General features: G+C 39.9%; 12 protein-coding genes and 2 tRNA genes. All 14 read right to left on the reverse strand.

Annotated features, from left to right (window positions below; all coding sequences use genetic code 11):
• Window positions 1-82: 82 nt before the first annotated feature.
• The 14 genes from NQ505_RS01800 to pyrE all read right to left on the reverse strand — a co-directional run bounded on the left by NQ505_RS01800 (window position 83) and on the right by pyrE (window position 15,877).
• Window positions 83-1,054 (reverse strand): FecR family protein, encoded by a 972-nt coding sequence (locus NQ505_RS01800; protein WP_008997913.1) that lies wholly within the window; start codon window positions 1,052-1,054, stop codon window positions 83-85.
• Between the two features lie 149 nt (window positions 1,055-1,203).
• Window positions 1,204-1,746 (reverse strand): RNA polymerase sigma-70 factor, encoded by a 543-nt coding sequence (locus tag NQ505_RS01805; protein WP_008997914.1) that lies wholly within the window; start codon window positions 1,744-1,746, stop codon window positions 1,204-1,206.
• Between the two features lie 130 nt (window positions 1,747-1,876).
• Window positions 1,877-3,358, reverse strand: a complete 1,482-nt coding sequence (locus tag NQ505_RS01810; protein WP_032853288.1) for a DUF3943 domain-containing protein — start codon at window positions 3,356-3,358, stop codon at window positions 1,877-1,879.
• A 287-nt stretch (window positions 3,359-3,645) separates the two neighbouring features.
• Entirely contained in the window at window positions 3,646-4,779 is a 1,134-nt protein-coding gene (locus NQ505_RS01815; RefSeq protein WP_083852298.1) for a DUF1735 and LamG domain-containing protein, read from the reverse strand.
• Between the two features lie 29 nt (window positions 4,780-4,808).
• Window positions 4,809-5,924: a glycoside hydrolase family 18 gene (locus tag NQ505_RS01820; protein ID WP_008997917.1), complete on the reverse strand. Its 1,116-nt coding sequence runs from the start codon at window positions 5,922-5,924 to the stop codon at window positions 4,809-4,811.
• Between the two features lie 67 nt (window positions 5,925-5,991).
• Window positions 5,992-7,644 (reverse strand): SusD/RagB family nutrient-binding outer membrane lipoprotein, encoded by a 1,653-nt coding sequence (locus tag NQ505_RS01825; protein ID WP_008997918.1) that lies wholly within the window; start codon window positions 7,642-7,644, stop codon window positions 5,992-5,994.
• A gap of 15 nt (window positions 7,645-7,659) precedes the next feature.
• The gene (locus NQ505_RS01830) at window positions 7,660-10,995 is read right to left on the reverse strand and encodes a TonB-dependent receptor (protein ID WP_008997919.1); all 3,336 of its coding nucleotides are present in this window, start codon (window positions 10,993-10,995) and stop codon (window positions 7,660-7,662) included.
• Window positions 10,996-11,158: 163 nt separating this feature from the next.
• Window positions 11,159-12,145: a FecR family protein gene (locus NQ505_RS01835; RefSeq protein WP_008997920.1), complete on the reverse strand. Its 987-nt coding sequence runs from the start codon at window positions 12,143-12,145 to the stop codon at window positions 11,159-11,161.
• 57 nt (window positions 12,146-12,202) lie between these two features.
• Entirely contained in the window at window positions 12,203-12,757 is a 555-nt protein-coding gene (locus tag NQ505_RS01840) for an RNA polymerase sigma-70 factor (RefSeq protein WP_008997921.1), read from the reverse strand.
• Between the two features lie 281 nt (window positions 12,758-13,038).
• Window positions 13,039-13,122: transfer RNA gene (locus NQ505_RS01845), tRNA-Leu, on the reverse strand.
• 16 nt (window positions 13,123-13,138) lie between these two features.
• A tRNA-Gly gene (locus NQ505_RS01850) sits at window positions 13,139-13,211 on the reverse strand.
• A gap of 93 nt (window positions 13,212-13,304) precedes the next feature.
• Complete coding sequence (argH, locus tag NQ505_RS01855) at window positions 13,305-14,645, reverse strand: argininosuccinate lyase (RefSeq protein ID WP_008997922.1); 1,341 nt, start codon at window positions 14,643-14,645, stop codon at window positions 13,305-13,307.
• A gap of 87 nt (window positions 14,646-14,732) precedes the next feature.
• Entirely contained in the window at window positions 14,733-15,143 is a 411-nt protein-coding gene (locus NQ505_RS01860; protein ID WP_008997923.1) for an SRPBCC family protein, read from the reverse strand.
• 95 nt (window positions 15,144-15,238) lie between these two features.
• Window positions 15,239-15,877: an orotate phosphoribosyltransferase gene (pyrE, locus tag NQ505_RS01865; protein WP_004299787.1), complete on the reverse strand. Its 639-nt coding sequence runs from the start codon at window positions 15,875-15,877 to the stop codon at window positions 15,239-15,241.
• Window positions 15,878-15,923 lie beyond the last annotated feature (46 nt).

Consider the following 15,923-nt stretch of genomic DNA (forward strand, 5'->3'; position numbering starts at 1 on the left):
ATCCCGTATTTTTTTGGTTGCTAGGGATCTTTGTTTTTCATGGCAATAAGTTTTTGGGAATTAAGGTTTTTATCTTTTAGTACTAAATAAATATCTCTATCTTTATTTTCTCTTTACCGGCATCTGCGTTATTATTCAGATAACGCCAACGAACTTTCGAAGAGGCACTGATAAAGTTAAGCACCTGTTCCAGATTCCGGTTGGTAAATGTTCCGGAGAACGAGTCGTCATGCGGTACATTCTCCTGTATGACAAATTCGGCATTGTATCTATCTGCCAAGATATCCAGTGCATCCCGCAAGGAAGTCTGCCGGAAAATGATTTTGCCATCCTTCCATGAAAGTTCTCTCTCACCGGAGGTTGTGTAAAGTTCCGTCTTTCCATTCTGGGAATAATAGACCAGCTTCTGTCCCGGAGCCATCACAATATACTGCGGTTGCTGACTAGCGTTGTTAAATTCAAAATTAACTTTTCCTTCAACTAAAGTAGTAATTACCTCATCTGCTTCTTTGTATGCCTTTACATTGAATTTTGTACCCAGAACTTTTATGGCAGACTGGTGAGCGGTAGAGACTATAAACTGTTTTTCCGGATTTTTCCGGACATCAAAATAGGCTTCTCCATCAAGTTCCACAGTACGTGTACGGGAAGAAAAATAGCTCGGGAAAGTCAATGTACTTTTTCCATTTACCCATACTGTAGTTCCGTCAGCAAGTGTCACCAATGTACGTTGTCCGGCTGGCACATAAACAGTCTGCATTTCTAGATCCTCTTTTTGGAGAACCTGTATCATTGCATAACTTAATCCGAAAGCTACAACAAACACTGCCGCAATCCGCAAGATTCGTTGTGTAACAGGATGCAATGAAATTGTCTTTTTTGTCTTCTTTGAGAATACGCCTGTGTCTTGCCAAATGAATGCATCATAACTCTTACGAAGAGAAATGAATTCTTTAAGATTGGCTGCATCTGCATCAATCCATGTAGCAACGTCTTCCTTTTCCTTTTGGGATGCCTTGCCTGCAATATATTTTAATAGTAATTCCTTATCCATACAATAAATAATTTATGAGTAATGAGAATAGAGGTATTATTCCCCTTTCATTAAGAATACCACTCACTAAAGAGATTCCCTAGTAAGATATGTGATTTTTTTTGTTATTGCTTAAAAAAATAGCAAGCAAGGAGGTATTTTCCTTCTTTTCAGATGAAAAAGAAAAGGAATGGAGCATAATCTTTTAGATTATCACGCAGTATTTTAACTGCTCTGCTAATATGATATTCTACTCCTTTTACACTAATGCCCAGTTCTTCGGCTATTTCTTTATGGGATTTTCCATCCAGGCGATCGCGGATGAAAGCAGTACGAGTTTTTTCCGGCATACTCTCCAATAATGCATGCACTTTTGCCCGTAATTCCTCTGATAATATTTCCTTCGGGTCACAGGCTTCCAATGTTGATATACGAATTTCCAATTCACGCTGTCCCTTATCAAGCAAAGTTTGAAAAACATTCTCCTGTGCTTGTATATGTTTCAGGTAATTGAGTGATTTGCTGCGAATATAAGTAATTAAGATCGCTTCAACACTTGGGATTTCCCGTTCTTTACTTAGTTCCCATAAATGGATAATGGCTTCCGAAACAATATCTTCTGCTACTAAGTCATTATGGACATAGGACAAGGTAAATAGGAAGGCTTTCCTATAATAAGCAGTATATATCGAGTTGAAGTTGATTTGAGCCATTCGCCAGTATATCCATAAGTATTAAATGTTGCAAAGGAATGCATTTTACTTATAATAATAAAACTTTTTAGAGAAAATTTAAATTTGGCTAAAATACCTTTTCTTATAAAGAGGAAAAGAAATGCCTTGATTATAATTTGCACGTCAGCATTAATCTTCCTTCTGAGGTACTGGAAAAAACATTCTCATAATGTTTATACCGCGTATGACGGGTATAATTCATATAATCTCCGGTGAGATACAATCCTTTTCGCAGTTTGATATCCAACCGCAGCCCTGTTGCATGAAGAATTGCCATTGAACGATCTCCCTGTGCATTCAGCGTTTTTGAGTTATAATGTTCCCAATCCATATCTTGTGGATAGCCTTTCCAAGTGAACATGTGGTAGACATCATAAGTAGTAGATATCGAGAACTTATCTTTCTTATAGATTAAATTAAAGCCTACTTTTGTACTATAGCCGCTTGCCAGATTATAATTACGCTCCTCCACCCTATAATAGTCACTAAGTGCACCGCCCAGAAGGATGGCATTGAGATGAGCATATCCATCTATGTCCCAACGCTTTCCAGTTTTTCTTTTATAAATCAGTCCACCTCCAAAAGAGGCTGGTGTACAAAATTTATAAGGAGTTTTAGCCGACACACTGGATATTGTATCCGAATCATAATAATCAAAATGCTGATAAAGCCCCAGACTCAAATAATGTTTCCGGTTATCAACTAACTCCTTACCCGCAAGACGACCAACGATATTGAATTGTCCCAACACTGGTTGTGAAGCTTGTATGTTCAACTTTGCTCTTACGGAGAAATAATCATAAGGTCTTCTATTATCCGCATCAAAACGATCTCCATACTCTACATCAATCTCGGATGCAAACCCAACTCCTTTATCGAAGATTTCATCTTGCAACTCAAGTGCTCTCACTCCTGCGGAAATATCAACACTGACATCGGGCACTCCGAATTGCTTACCGGAAGTGGAACGCTTTCTCCATGCATCTCCATTTATAATACGAGTGAGTCCACGCATAGGAGAAACGACAAACGAAGCAAACTCTAACCCGAAACGGGAGGCTCCTGTTTTCCTGTCATCAAGGATTAAGTCGGACGCACGGTAGAACACTTCTCCCAACGCCATCCCCCCAATTGGTGTTGCTATAATATCATTGGTAGATGGATATTCGTTTTCCATGAACATCTCCCACATAAAACTTCCTCCAAAAGCATATAACCCGGATTGCCAATAATTATATCCATTTGACCGGGCCGAATTAAAATACAAACTGCCATGATAAGGATGCATAAACATGTTTGTTCCCATTGCATCATTATCCCAAACGAAACCGTGCTTGATATTGTCTTTAATTGTATGAAAGTCAATATAGGCAAAATCTGCTTTCCGAATATAGCGATCGAATGCCCATACTCCCATGTTAATGCCGAATGTCATCGTTGCTGCCCGCAATCCTTTCTTTTGAGAATAAAAAGAAATATCCAGTGAGTCTGCCGCTCTTGGAGTAGCAACCTGCTGCCGGATAGCAAACTGTGAATGAGCTAATCCGATAGACACAAAAGATATAAACAGGATAAATAGTAACTTCTTCATGAAACAAACATAAATAAAAATATTGAGTTTGTCTCCTTCACTCCTTTTATCGGACAATTTTGTTCTTTTTTAGACCAATTCGGAAAGTCAAACGGAATCTCCTTGACATTATGATATAAGCAAGGCGGTTGAATTAAAAATGAAAAACCTGCGAATAAGTATTACTTGATTCGCAGGTTCCCTTCTCTTTTTTACCTAAAAAACTAATCCTAGTTTATTCAAGTTCAGCTATTATTTTATGCTGATTGATTCAAATCGGTTATTATTTCATAAACTGATGTTTGTCGTTAATTAATAGCTATCGGAGTTGGCAATGTTTCAATTGTTACCCCACTAGTTGTACCGTTTAAACGACCGGTAGCGTCTTTAATGACTCCACCTTCTTGAGTTTCTGATCCGTCCAGTTTATAATAGAGTACCAGACCATCCGATGCCGGATCAACGCCCAGCATATTCTGCTTAAGCTGATTTTCAGTACGAGCTACACTCCAAACACGGACTTCACTCATCTTACCATTCAACGGACGTTCTCCCCATGGGAATTTCGGAATCCTACCGATATTGAAACCGACATCCGAATTCGGATCGAAACCAGGAAGACCCCAATCTGATCCAGCCCATTTCGAACCATTGACATAAATAACCGTTTTTCCCGAAGGTTGATCGTAAGTCAAAGCTACATGATACCAACGGCCTGTCTTCAACGCTTCCGTAGTATGATAGTTCTGTGTTCCTGCAGCTTCCAAAACATCTTTAGGAACACCAGGTGCATCACCAATACGGAAAATCATCACACCTTCAGTTCCCATAATTGTATTGTTACTAGCAAAGCTATTGACATAAATCAGCGCTTCGTAAGTGAATGATGAGAAATAAGTTCCGACCGGATATTTGATTGAAATGTACGTATTACTAAATTTTCCAACCTTGGTAATCTTTATCGGTTTAGAGAGAAAGAAATATGCAATGCTTGTCCCGGAAAGAGTCGGAACAGAAGCCGACTGTACACGCACTGGCAAAACATACGATTTTCCCTCTTTCAATGTTTTCAAACTAGAAAGCTCCATTTTTACGTTATCCGCATACAACTTTCCACTTGGGATTGCTGAAGTTGTACTACTCATTTTTACGTTTGATGCATCAAACATCTCGTAAACTGTTCCATACTTCGCATTGTATTCGTCCACTACGCTTGGATCAGCTATGGTATACGATACATCAACCTGCGAAGAGGTCATGGTAGAAAGTCTTGAGGTCAAGTCAAAAGTCAGTACATCATCATCTTCCACAGAGAGATTATATTCCTTACTTTCGAAATAAACCTTAGGTTCCAGCAGCTTACTTTCACTGTCGTTGCAAGCACCCAGCAGCAGTGCTATACCTCCTAATATCAAATAATTGAATATATGTTTATTCATAATTCTTCAGTTTTACTAATTTACAAATTGACCTATTCTTGCGGCTTATTTTCTGCCTCATTTTGTTTAGCTTTCCATTCATTGAAAACCTGCTGGTTTATCTGAATAGCCTGACGCATAAACTTGTAATCAGGTGTATTGTCATAGTCTTTTTCGAAGCGATAAGCCCCCACTCCGCCTTTATAGCCTTTTGATGGCATAGTAGCAGCCTGACTCAACAGTCCTCCACCGGTAGGAGCGTAGGCTTCGAAATTTTCTGTGCAAATTATTTTCTTAGGATCAACTCCATAACCTTCAAGACCAGGTCTGGAAGAACCATAACTCTGTATAATCCAATAATCGACATACTCATCCAATTCTCTGGTAAGACCACCGATACTACCATCAATACAAATCATCTTATGTCCTTTGCCTTCTGGGTCGCTCTTCGGACCAATGTAATTATTCATCTCCTTGACCAAATAAATCAAATGTTTATTAGCACTCAATGTTCCGTCCATATCGAATACACCGCTTCCAATTTCCCAGTCAACATCGTAACCGTCCCATTCGTTTGCGTATAGAGAGTCACAGAGGGCCTTGGCAAACTTAGCCAGACATTGATAGTGATTTTCACTTTCGAATTGACCTTCAAATCCCCAGTATTTCCAGCGAGCTTGCTTTTTAGCTTCTTCTAATTGTTTATCAGTCCAACCTTCTGCCTCTGCCTGCTTTTCCGCATCAGCATATACCGATCCCGGAGTTGCTCCTTTACCGATATACGAAAGTAGACTCACTTGCAACAACTTCGTACCTTTCACTTTTTGCACAAATTCTTTATCTGCTTTCTGTTCGGGAGTAATCTCGTAGCGTCCGGGAGCACCACTCCACATAGAAACAATGTCCATACTATCTGGCATGGAGGTCAGATATCCTCTTCGATAAGCTCCGGCAGGAGACCAGTTGGAGTACCATCCAAAAGCTACGGGACGTCCGTAGTTCCAAGCGGTTGCCTTATAGGCACGCAAGTTGGCATAATATTCACCATCACCCAGCGTGTTATAGCCTCCGATATGCTCCACTTCCATATTCTCCACATCAGTACAGGAGGTTGTTGTCATCAACCCTGCCAGAGAAAGGAAATATAATAGTTTTCTTAATGCTTTCATATTTATTTATGTATCAAGATTTTGTTTTAGTTTAAAGTTTTTCATATGGAAAAAGTCCGTACGATTATTAGTTTTTCTTAGCCCACCACAAATCGGTTGCAGCATTGTCTACTCCACCAAGTTTTTGCACTGCATCTAGATAAATCTCATGAGATTGACCCGTTCCATTGAAGCTGTTCGGGTAAGTCATACGACGCATACCTCTGGCTGCAGTGATCTGAGTTGAATTGTGATTTCCTCCTGATATAATAGGATTCAATTTGGGATAACCGGTACGTCTGAATTCCGTCCATGCCTCCTGACCGTTAGGGTACAGAGCAATGTACTTCTGAATGATAATCTTCTCCAGTTTCTGTTCCTGGGTTCCTTCAAACTTGGCGGTAGCTTGGCTGGGAGCTTGATAGTCGAAACCAAACTTGCTACTGGTGACTTTATTGGCAGCAGGCTTGTTGCCGGAAGCCATATAGGTATCTACGGAACCTGTCGCACCGTTTTCCTGGAATGAAGTTTCTATACCTTGTTTGTAAAGTGTTTCGGGATCACCTTTTCCGTATTCCGTACCCCAAAACAAGGCAGCTTCAGCACGCAAGAAGTACACTTCGGATGCACGCATCCAGTACAGCGGAGTATTTCCCTGAATTTTCGGTTTGGAATAAAAGTAGTAGCTATCCGTTGGATCTGTATCCTTCGAACGAGTATTAGTATGACCAAGAGGAACACCTTGATACTTATTATTATCAAAAGCTGTTACTGCAACCGTACATTGGCTATTGGCAGGCTCGCAATATGCGCTCAGACGAGGATCTTTATATCCCATCAAGTAAGCGAGTATGGATGTACCTACACGTGCATCATTGTAATTATCAGCTATCCAGTACAACGGGTTACGAAGAGCGATTACCGGGCCCGGGCCAGCACCAGCTGCATCACCAGCTTCGGTCATCACACCGATGGAATGTTCTACAGCTTGTTTGGCATACTGTTTTGCCAATTCCGGTTTAACGCTACGAAGACGTATTGCCAGACGAAGCATCAGCGAGTTGGCATATTTCACCCATTTGGTTACATCACCGTTGAATACCAAGTCATAATCTGACATCACCTTTACGTTGTTTACCGCTTTCGGAGTCAACACCTCTACCGCTCCTGCCAGATCCTTGAGCATTTCCGTATAAACCGTTTCTTCCGAGTCGAAAGGAACGTCTATAGCCCCCTTTCCGGCAGCCGTATAGGGAATCGGGCCGAAGCTTTCCAGCACTTTATGCCATCCTGAAATCTTCAGGATCTGCGCCAAAGCAGCTATTTCAGGAGTATCATTCTCTTTGGCTGAAGCTGTCAGCTTCTTCCAAGGGTCAAGCAAATTAGTATAGGAGTTAGAAAAAGTTGTTGAAACCCAGCTATTGACTATCACGTAATTCAGGTGACAATTCCCTCCCTCAAAAGTGTTGTTTATTCCAATATAGCCGCTCCATGCATCAGCAGACAGATTGTATGCGGTTTGATATGCATTAACCGGACCTGTATCATCAGCCTGCGTTCCAGTAGGAAACACAGATTTCTGCATAGCCGTGATGTATCCTCCCACAACGATACCATCCATAACACCTTCTCCGTCAGTCATCTCGAAGGGATTGGTGTTAATCTCTTCATAATTACACGATGCTAGTGCCAAAATGGCGAAAGCAACGGCAAAAAATTTATATTGTTTTATTCTTTTCATAATGTAATGAATCTGTTAAAGTTTAAATTTCAATCCGAAACCGAAGCTGCGTACGCTTGGTTGCATAAAGTAGTCATTTCCTTGTCCATAAGTTGCTGTAGACGGAGTCAGTTCCGGATCGAACGGAGCTTTGCAGTACAGCATCCATGGATTATTGGCAATGAAAGAAACCGATACATCTTTCAGTACATTACCAAACCATTTGTTAGGCATAGTATAACTGAATGTAAGTTCCTGTAGACGTATGTTGGTTGCGCTGTATACATAGTAGCCTGAGGTCTGATAGTTACCTGTACCAATCATTTGGTAATATGTCTTAGCATCTACCCGTCCTTGTCCCGGGAATAATGCACCTTCAGACTCTCGTGCATCGGCTGTGCGCTGAGACACTCCGTAACGGTCAAGAATTGCTTCTGTTGAAGATGTTACCACACCTCCAAAACGTCCATTAATCAGGAAACTGAGTCCGAACCCTTTATAAGAAATAGCATTATTCCATCCCATGTTGAAGTCGGGAGCAGTCTTGCCTAGATACACCGGATCACCATCCTCCATTTCATATTTTCCGTCACTACTTACCAACACATATCCCTGGCTATCTTTCTTGAAAAAGCGGGTTGCATAGATGTCATGAATGCTTCCACCTTCTTTCAGGATAGTGCGTCCTTTGTCTTTCAGTACTTCCGGAATATTAATGGAGACAGGAACTCCCATCACTTCTGTATTATAGTCTTTCACCATTTCCTTGATTTCGTTAATATTCTTCGAGAAAGTCAACGTAGAAGAAATCGAGAGTCCATTCTTGAAACGGTCGCTATAGCCAAATGATGCTTCCCAACCCCGATTCTCGACATTACCTGCCTGCAGATAAATGGAGTTATAACCGGTAGATTCAGGTAGGTTTCCTAAGAAAGTCTGGTTGTAAGTGTTCGACTTATAATAAGTCACTTCTGCATTGAACTTGCTAAACAAACGCAAACTCAGACCAAATTCATATGACTTGGTGCGCTCCGCTTTGAAGTCGGTGAACGGATAAATGTAGGTAGGTTTAAAGTTACCACCCACAATCGGAGTAGTGACTGTTCCCGGAGTCAACCCCGAACGTGACACCGGAGCACCAACTTCGGTATATGAACCACGCACCTTCAGATAAGAAAGAAATTCAGGAAGTTTCACCATTTCAGAAACAATTGCAGATAATCCGACAGAAGGATAGAAGAATGACTCTTCACTTGTGTTGACTAGTCGTGAGTTCCAGTCGTTTCTTCCGGTCAAAGTGAGGTAGAGCATACTTCTCCATCCCAGTTCCACGTTGCCGAAGATAGCATGATTACGTACACGACTATCACCTCCTTTTTCTGAAATACGACCATTTGACGGGTCAATGTTTGAAGTTGCAAACTTGTTGGGAACTCCCAACAATGTTCCTTTATAGCCTCTTTGTAGTGCCCAATAGTTAGAGTAGTTCCATCCGAAGTTGGCAGAAACGCTGAAGTCTTGAATACGCTTATTGATATTCAACATAGCATCAGCATATTCCTGACGGTCGTTGTAGTTAATATATTCATAATGTCCTTTCTTACCTTCAGCAAAAACCTGATCGGAAGAAGCAGAAATTTTGCGTTCAAACAATACATAGGTATCGTCCATACGGTAACGGGCTGTAATATTCAACCAATCTGTAATCTTATAGGTCAAACCTACATTGAACATATAACGGCTCTTCTCATTGGTTGATACATTGCGATAAGCAGTCCAGTACGGGTTTTGTGAAGCATAAGTTGCATCCGAAACCGGCCAATACTGTACTGGTAGCTTACGACTGTCATCAAAACGTTCAAAAGTTTTAATATCTTCAAAGTCCTCACCTCTCGGAAAGAGATAAGCAGCCACAATCGGATTCCAGTAGAGTCCCTGTGAAACCATATTCGTATCGTCCTGCTTGACATACGATGCCCCCAAGTCGAGTTGCAGCTTATCATCGAAGAAAGTCGCAGTGTTCCGGATAGTAAAGTTCAGACGATTATAACTGTTGTTCGGAACAATACCTTTGGAGTTTGTAGAAGAGAACGAAGCAAAAGTCTGATTTTTTTGCGTACCTGTAGTCAACGTCACCGAGTTGATGAAATTTGTACCGGTATTGAAGAAGTCATTTTTCGGATCATAACTAGATGGAGTGGGTAATTTTTCACCCCAGCTTTCGTAAGTATCTTTTTTATTTCCATAAGTATTCTGAAAGTCAGGAGTCATATAAGCTTTGCTGAATTCAGAAGAAGAAGAGAACTGCACGGAGAGTTTTCCTTCCTTACCTTTCTTGGTTGTAATCAGGATAACACCGCTGGCTGCACTACTACCATAAAGTGCAGCAGCCGAAGGGCCGCTCAACACAGAGATGCTTTCGATATCTTCTGGATTAAAGTCAGCGATACCTTCCGTACCAGCCTTTCCCTCACCCATAATACCACTATCTGTATTTCCCATGTCCGTATTAAACAGAGGAATACCGTCTACAACATACAGTGCATTGTTGTTACCTTCAATAGATTTGGCACCACGCATTACCACACGTGTAGCTCCCCCCACACCAGTAGCACTTCGGTTAATGCTCACACCAGCAACCTTACCATTCAATGAATTCACAAAGTTCGCGTCTTTCACAGTAGTCAAATCATCACCCTTAATCTGTTGTACATTATAAGACAATGCTTTTTCTGCACGCTTGATACCCAATGCCGTTACAACAACTTCCTCCAAGACCTCTGTATCTTGTTTCATTACAATCTGATAGAAATCTTTTTTTGAAACAGGGATGACTTGGGTGGCATATCCTATATAAGACACTTTAAACTGGGAATTATCCGGCGCTTTTATAGAGAAGTTTCCATCAAGATCGGTTATTGTACCTGTAGAACTGCCATCCACAGTTATATTTACTCCAATCAATGGTTCACCCTTTTCATCAGTTACTTTTCCTTTGATATCTTTTACTGTCTGTGCAACAGCAGTAGGCTTCTTTCCTGTAATTATAATGTAATTACCCTGAATTTGATAAGCGAAACCTGTTCCTTTCAAGATTGTATCAAGGGCTGCCAGTACCGATGCATTTTGCAAATTAAGATCAACAATTTGCTTCCCTTTCAATTCGGAATCACTATAGTTTATCGACATTTTAGACTGTTTTTCCACAGTTTTTAATGCATCAATAACAGTGATATTTTTTTGCTGGATAGTAATTTTACTATCGTTTTGAGCAAAAGCTTGGGTCTGTATAAGTAATAATAGACTTAAAAAAGTGAGAAAGACCCGCTTATGAGCTATTTGTTCTGCTATTTTTTCGTAAATTTGTAGCATCTTTTTAGTATTAGTTAATTGGTTATTATTCTGGGATCATTTAGAATAGCGTCAATATGCGCTAATATTGAAGAGAATTGATTTCACATCCGGAGGGAACGGGCATTCCTTCCGGATACTTTTTGGCATAGCATTTTATTTTTAATAGGTTCTACAACAGGTTTTATTTCTTATTCGTTACATAGCATTTATTTCCTTTAATTACATAATTTACATCTCCTACCACCTGTGATATAATTTCCATCACTTCTTCCAACGTTGCTTGATTTCGGAAACGGAAACTATATGTGTTCTTCTTCATACTATGAAGACTATATACAAAAGCATAAGGGAACTTACGCTCAAGATTAGTGAAAATATCCTCTAAATGCATATTACTAAAGACTAGCTCTCCACGTTGCCATGCTGTCACATCACTAATCTCCGGCAATCGTAAATTATGTTCTTTAGTTTGTTTATTATATATTAATTGCTCGTTCGGCTTCAATATAACATTTGACATCAAATTATTGAATTCCACTTTCACACAGCCTTCCAGCAATGTAGCAATCAATTCATTACTTTCAGGATAAGCATTTACATTAAACTCTGTTCCCAAAGCTGTAACTTGATAATCATTTGCTTTCACAATGAAAGGATGCTTCTTATCCGGCTTTACTTTGAAATTTGCCTCACCAATCAAATATACGCTTCTGGTTTCTCCCGTAAATTGTTCCGGATATAGTAGTGTACTTTTTGAATTCAGCATAACATGTGTACCATCCGGTAATGTAAGTTCATGAATTTCTGCTGTCGGTATGTAACATTCAACCAAATCTTTTTCCGGTCGGTCCTTTTCCAACATCAGATAGATAGAAATGGATGAGACAGCTAACAAGAAAATAGCTGCAGCTCTCCATATAAGCAACTGGTAATTTCTCCGCGAAGTGACAGACTGCATTCCCAGATTCTGCCGCATTCGTTGTATTGATTGTTGCATACCATCAGGTACTCTCTGTCCTTCTGCTTGTTTCCAAAGCTCACGAAGAGCCTCATTCTTTTCATCAACATGCTCCTCATCAGCCAACCACTGTTGCACTTTCTTCTGTGTATCGGCTGAATAGTTGTTATGGCCGAACAATTCTATGAGTTGTTGAATATAATTTTTCATGAATCTTTTTCTTTCTTTTTTTGGCTTTATACACTAAATACAACTACTACGAACACACTACTTAAAAATATTGGAGAAAAAAATAAAAAAGAGGAGTACCTTCTTTAATTCGATCAATGCCAGATAAACCTGATGCTCTATAGTACGAATAGAAACATCGAGTTTATCAGCTATTTCTTTATGGCTTAATCCTCGAAAACGGCTAAGTTCGAATATCAACCGACGACGCTTCGGCATCTTTTCCAAGGTCAACTGAATAATCAACAGCATCTCCTTATAATATACATTATTCAAGATCTCTTCCTTCTCTGTCAATTCATAAAGAAAGGTCTTTTCTATAACCTCCGCCTGATATTCTTGCTCTACCTGTTGATGCTTAAAGATGTTCAGAACTATATTTCTAGTCATTATAAAGATATAGTTGTCTAGTTCTTTATCATTATTCAGCCATAACTCTGGCTGCAGCCAAAGCTTACAAAAAACATCTTGAGCCACATCTTCTGCATCACTTTCAGATTTAAGCAGCATTTGAGCAAAGTTCTTTACTTTCGGAAAATTCACAGTAAAAAACCTCTGAAACTTTAATTCAATCTGCTTGTCGTTATTTTCCATCTCTCTCTAGTATTTTTCAGCGTTTACGGTTAAATCAAATATTACACATGTTAGGTTAAAGGAATAATCAATATAATATTAATCCTCGATTCGTAATCTGAAAGCAAAATAAAAGATTAATAACACAATAAAAAAATATTATCACTATTTTTTTGGTTTATTTTTTCCCAAGCACCTATTAAACAGAGCCTTCCAGAACAAAACAAATGTATATTACACACCCATAAAAATAAAAAAGGCTTTATGAATCAATGATTCATAAAGCCTATAAAGAATACTCGTACTCGAAGCGGGACTTGAACCCGCACAGCCGCAATGGCCAAAGGATTTTAAGTCCTTCGTGTCTACCATTCCACCATTCGAGCATCCTTTCAAAGAAAGAGCGGAAAACGAGACTCGAACTCGCGACCCTAACCTTGGCAAGGTTATGCTCTACCAACTGAGCTATTTCCGCGTTTTTTCAACGGGTGCAAAGATAAGTAGTTTACTTGTTTCTGCCAAATCTTTTCGAAGGAAAGTTTAAAAAACTATCCTTCGAAAGTCTATTTTATCTCCCAAGCAGTGCTTTCTCTGCCCTCTCCATTCCGCAAAAGTTGAATCCATCGATCACTTGCTGCATCAATGCAGAGATTTCCGCATTGCAAAGGTTGCCAATACTACCTTCATGAGTATGGTGTACTTCTTTTGTATGAGAGAATTTTCCAGCTTCAATATCTAAGCCAACCTTCTTATAGGCATCACGGAAAGGCATACCTTCACGTGCCAGACGATTCACTTCTTCCACGCTAAAAATAAGGAGGTATTTATCATCGTCAAGGATATGCTCGTTGACCTTTATTTCATTCATGATGTAAGTTGTCATCTGCAAACAGTCTTTCAATTCCTGAAAAGCAGGCAGGAAAACTTCTTTTATAATCTGCAAATCACGGAAATAGCCGGAAGGCAGATTATTCGCAATCATCATGATCTGTTGAGGAAGCGATTGCAGTTTATTACACTTAGCACGTGTCAGTTCAAAGACATCGGGATTCTTCTTATGAGGCATAATGCTGGACCCCGTGGTACAGTCATCAGGCAATTTCACGAAACCAAAGTTCTGACTATTAAACATGCAAGCATCAAAAGCTAACTTAGAAATGGTTCCGGCAATCGTAGCCAATGCAAAAGCAACATTACGTTCCATTTTCCCACGCCCCATTTGAGCATACACAACATTGTAATTCATCGAATCAAAGCCAAGCAAGTCGGTTGTCATTGTCCGGTTCAAAGGAAAGGACGAGCCATACCCCGCTGCAGAACCTAATGGATTACGATTGCACATTTTAAATGCAGCCTGCAAAAACAACATATCGTCCATGAGACTCTCGGCATAGGCACCAAACCACAAGCCAAAAGAAGAAGGCATTGCAATCTGTAAGTGGGTATACCCTGGCATCAAAACGTTTTTATATCGTTCGCTCTGACGAATCAGTACATGGAAAAGTTGCTCTACAGCTTCGGCAACTTCTTTTATTTGTGTACGGGTAAAAAGTTTCAAATCCAATAAGACCTGATCATTTCTGGAACGACCACTATGTATTTTCTTTCCGATATCACCCAAACGACGGGTCAACATCAGTTCTACCTGTGAATGTACATCTTCTACCCCGTCTTCTATGATAAATTCACCTCTTTCAGCCGAGGCATAAATACTCTTCAACTCTGCCAGCAACTGTTCCAGTTCTTCTTTCGTCAACAAACCGATACTTTCCAGCATCGTAATGTGAGCCATAGAGCCGAGCACATCATGCTTGGCCAAATAAAGATCCATCTCACGATCACGACCTACCGTGAAACGTTCGATATCCTTATTCACCTGTACGGACTTCTCCCAAAGTTTCTGTGCCATAAAAAATAAGTTTAAGTATTAAGTGTTAAGTATTAAGCACAACAGCATGAGCCAAAGTGACTACGGTTAATACTTAATACTTGTTTTTTAATATTCAATAACTGCCAGCATATCAACCATCTTCTCCAAGCCTTCCTGAAGAGGTTTCTGTACCATTGCTTTCATAAACGGATTAAGCTCCATTCCTATAGTCACCTTCACCTTGCACTCTTCTTCTGCAGTTTCAACCAGTTGAATCCACATATTAAAGGGAAGTGGAGAGTTAGTTGTTGCCAACTTTATACATTTACATGGATCACGCTCTACAATTTGCAAAGTTAGTTGCCCAACAGGAGGGACACTAAAACTTAACGTGTCCGAATCAAAACTCAAATCCTGTACCTTATCTTTCGGTAAACGATCTTTGACAGCTTCCAGATTACTCAAATCTGAAAGTTTATTATATACGCGTTCCTGACTGTAAGGTATTACCTTGACACTACTCTCAAAATTACTCATAAATTTCTATTAGTATAAAACAAAAAAAGAACAATCCGGCCAAGTATTGTCCGAACAGTTCTTTTTACCAAATATGTTTAATCAAAAAATGAATCTTATTTTCCAGCATCCCAATGAGCAGGGTCTTTACGCCATTCGTTCAATGTCTGTATGTCTTCTTCTTCAATATAACCTGTACGAAGAGCAACATCAAGTACTGCTTCATAATTGGTCAACGTTACCAAAGTCACCTTCGCATTTTTGAACGCCTCTTCAGCTACCGGGAATCCGTATGTATACGCTGCAACCATACCGATCACTTCACAACCATCGCGACGAATTGCTTCAACAGCCTTCAAACTACTACCACCAGTAGAAATCAAGTCCTCTACGACTACGACTTTCATACCCGGACGAAGTTCACCTTCAATCAGGTTTTCTAATCCATGATCTTTGGGGGTAGAACGAACATACACGAACGGCAAATTCAATGCATCAGCCACCAAAGCTCCCTGCGGAATAGCGCCTGTAGCCACACCAGCAATCGCATCCACCTGTCCGAATCGTTCTAATATCAGACGTGTAATTTCAATCTTCACAAAATTACGAAGAGAAGGATAGGACAGAGTTTTACGGTTGTCACAGTAAAAGGGGGATTTCCATCCAGAAGCCCATGTAAAAGGGTTAGCGGGTTGAAGTTTAATAGCTTTAATCTTCAACAGTTTCTCCGCAAATAGTCTCTCTAAGTTTTTCATAACTAAACTAACTATTAATTATTTGCCGCAAAAGTACAGAAATTGA

It is taken from the genome of Bacteroides sp. D2 (assembly GCF_025147085.1).
Taxonomy (GTDB): domain Bacteria; phylum Bacteroidota; class Bacteroidia; order Bacteroidales; family Bacteroidaceae; genus Bacteroides.

What these genes read in the sequence shown, in the direction of transcription:
- NQ505_RS01800 (WP_008997913.1), bottom strand. Translation starts at nt 1,054, where the DNA reads ATGGATAAGGAATTACTATTAAAATATATTGCAGGCAAGGCATCCCAA.
- NQ505_RS01825 (WP_008997918.1), bottom strand. Translation starts at nt 7,644, where the DNA reads ATGAAAAGAATAAAACAATATAAATTTTTTGCCGTTGCTTTCGCCATT.
- NQ505_RS01805 (WP_008997914.1), bottom strand. Translation starts at nt 1,746, where the DNA reads ATGGCTCAAATCAACTTCAACTCGATATATACTGCTTATTATAGGAAA.
- NQ505_RS01835 (WP_008997920.1), bottom strand. Translation starts at nt 12,145, where the DNA reads ATGAAAAATTATATTCAACAACTCATAGAATTGTTCGGCCATAACAAC.
- pyrE (WP_004299787.1), bottom strand. Translation starts at nt 15,877, where the DNA reads ATGAAAAACTTAGAGAGACTATTTGCGGAGAAACTGTTGAAGATTAAA.
- NQ505_RS01810 (WP_032853288.1), bottom strand. Translation starts at nt 3,358, where the DNA reads ATGAAGAAGTTACTATTTATCCTGTTTATATCTTTTGTGTCTATCGGA.
- NQ505_RS01860 (WP_008997923.1), bottom strand. Translation starts at nt 15,143, where the DNA reads ATGAGTAATTTTGAGAGTAGTGTCAAGGTAATACCTTACAGTCAGGAA.
- NQ505_RS01830 (WP_008997919.1), bottom strand. Translation starts at nt 10,995, where the DNA reads ATGCTACAAATTTACGAAAAAATAGCAGAACAAATAGCTCATAAGCGG.
- NQ505_RS01820 (WP_008997917.1), bottom strand. Translation starts at nt 5,924, where the DNA reads ATGAAAGCATTAAGAAAACTATTATATTTCCTTTCTCTGGCAGGGTTG.
- argH (WP_008997922.1), bottom strand. Translation starts at nt 14,645, where the DNA reads ATGGCACAGAAACTTTGGGAGAAGTCCGTACAGGTGAATAAGGATATC.
- NQ505_RS01840 (WP_008997921.1), bottom strand. Translation starts at nt 12,757, where the DNA reads ATGGAAAATAACGACAAGCAGATTGAATTAAAGTTTCAGAGGTTTTTT.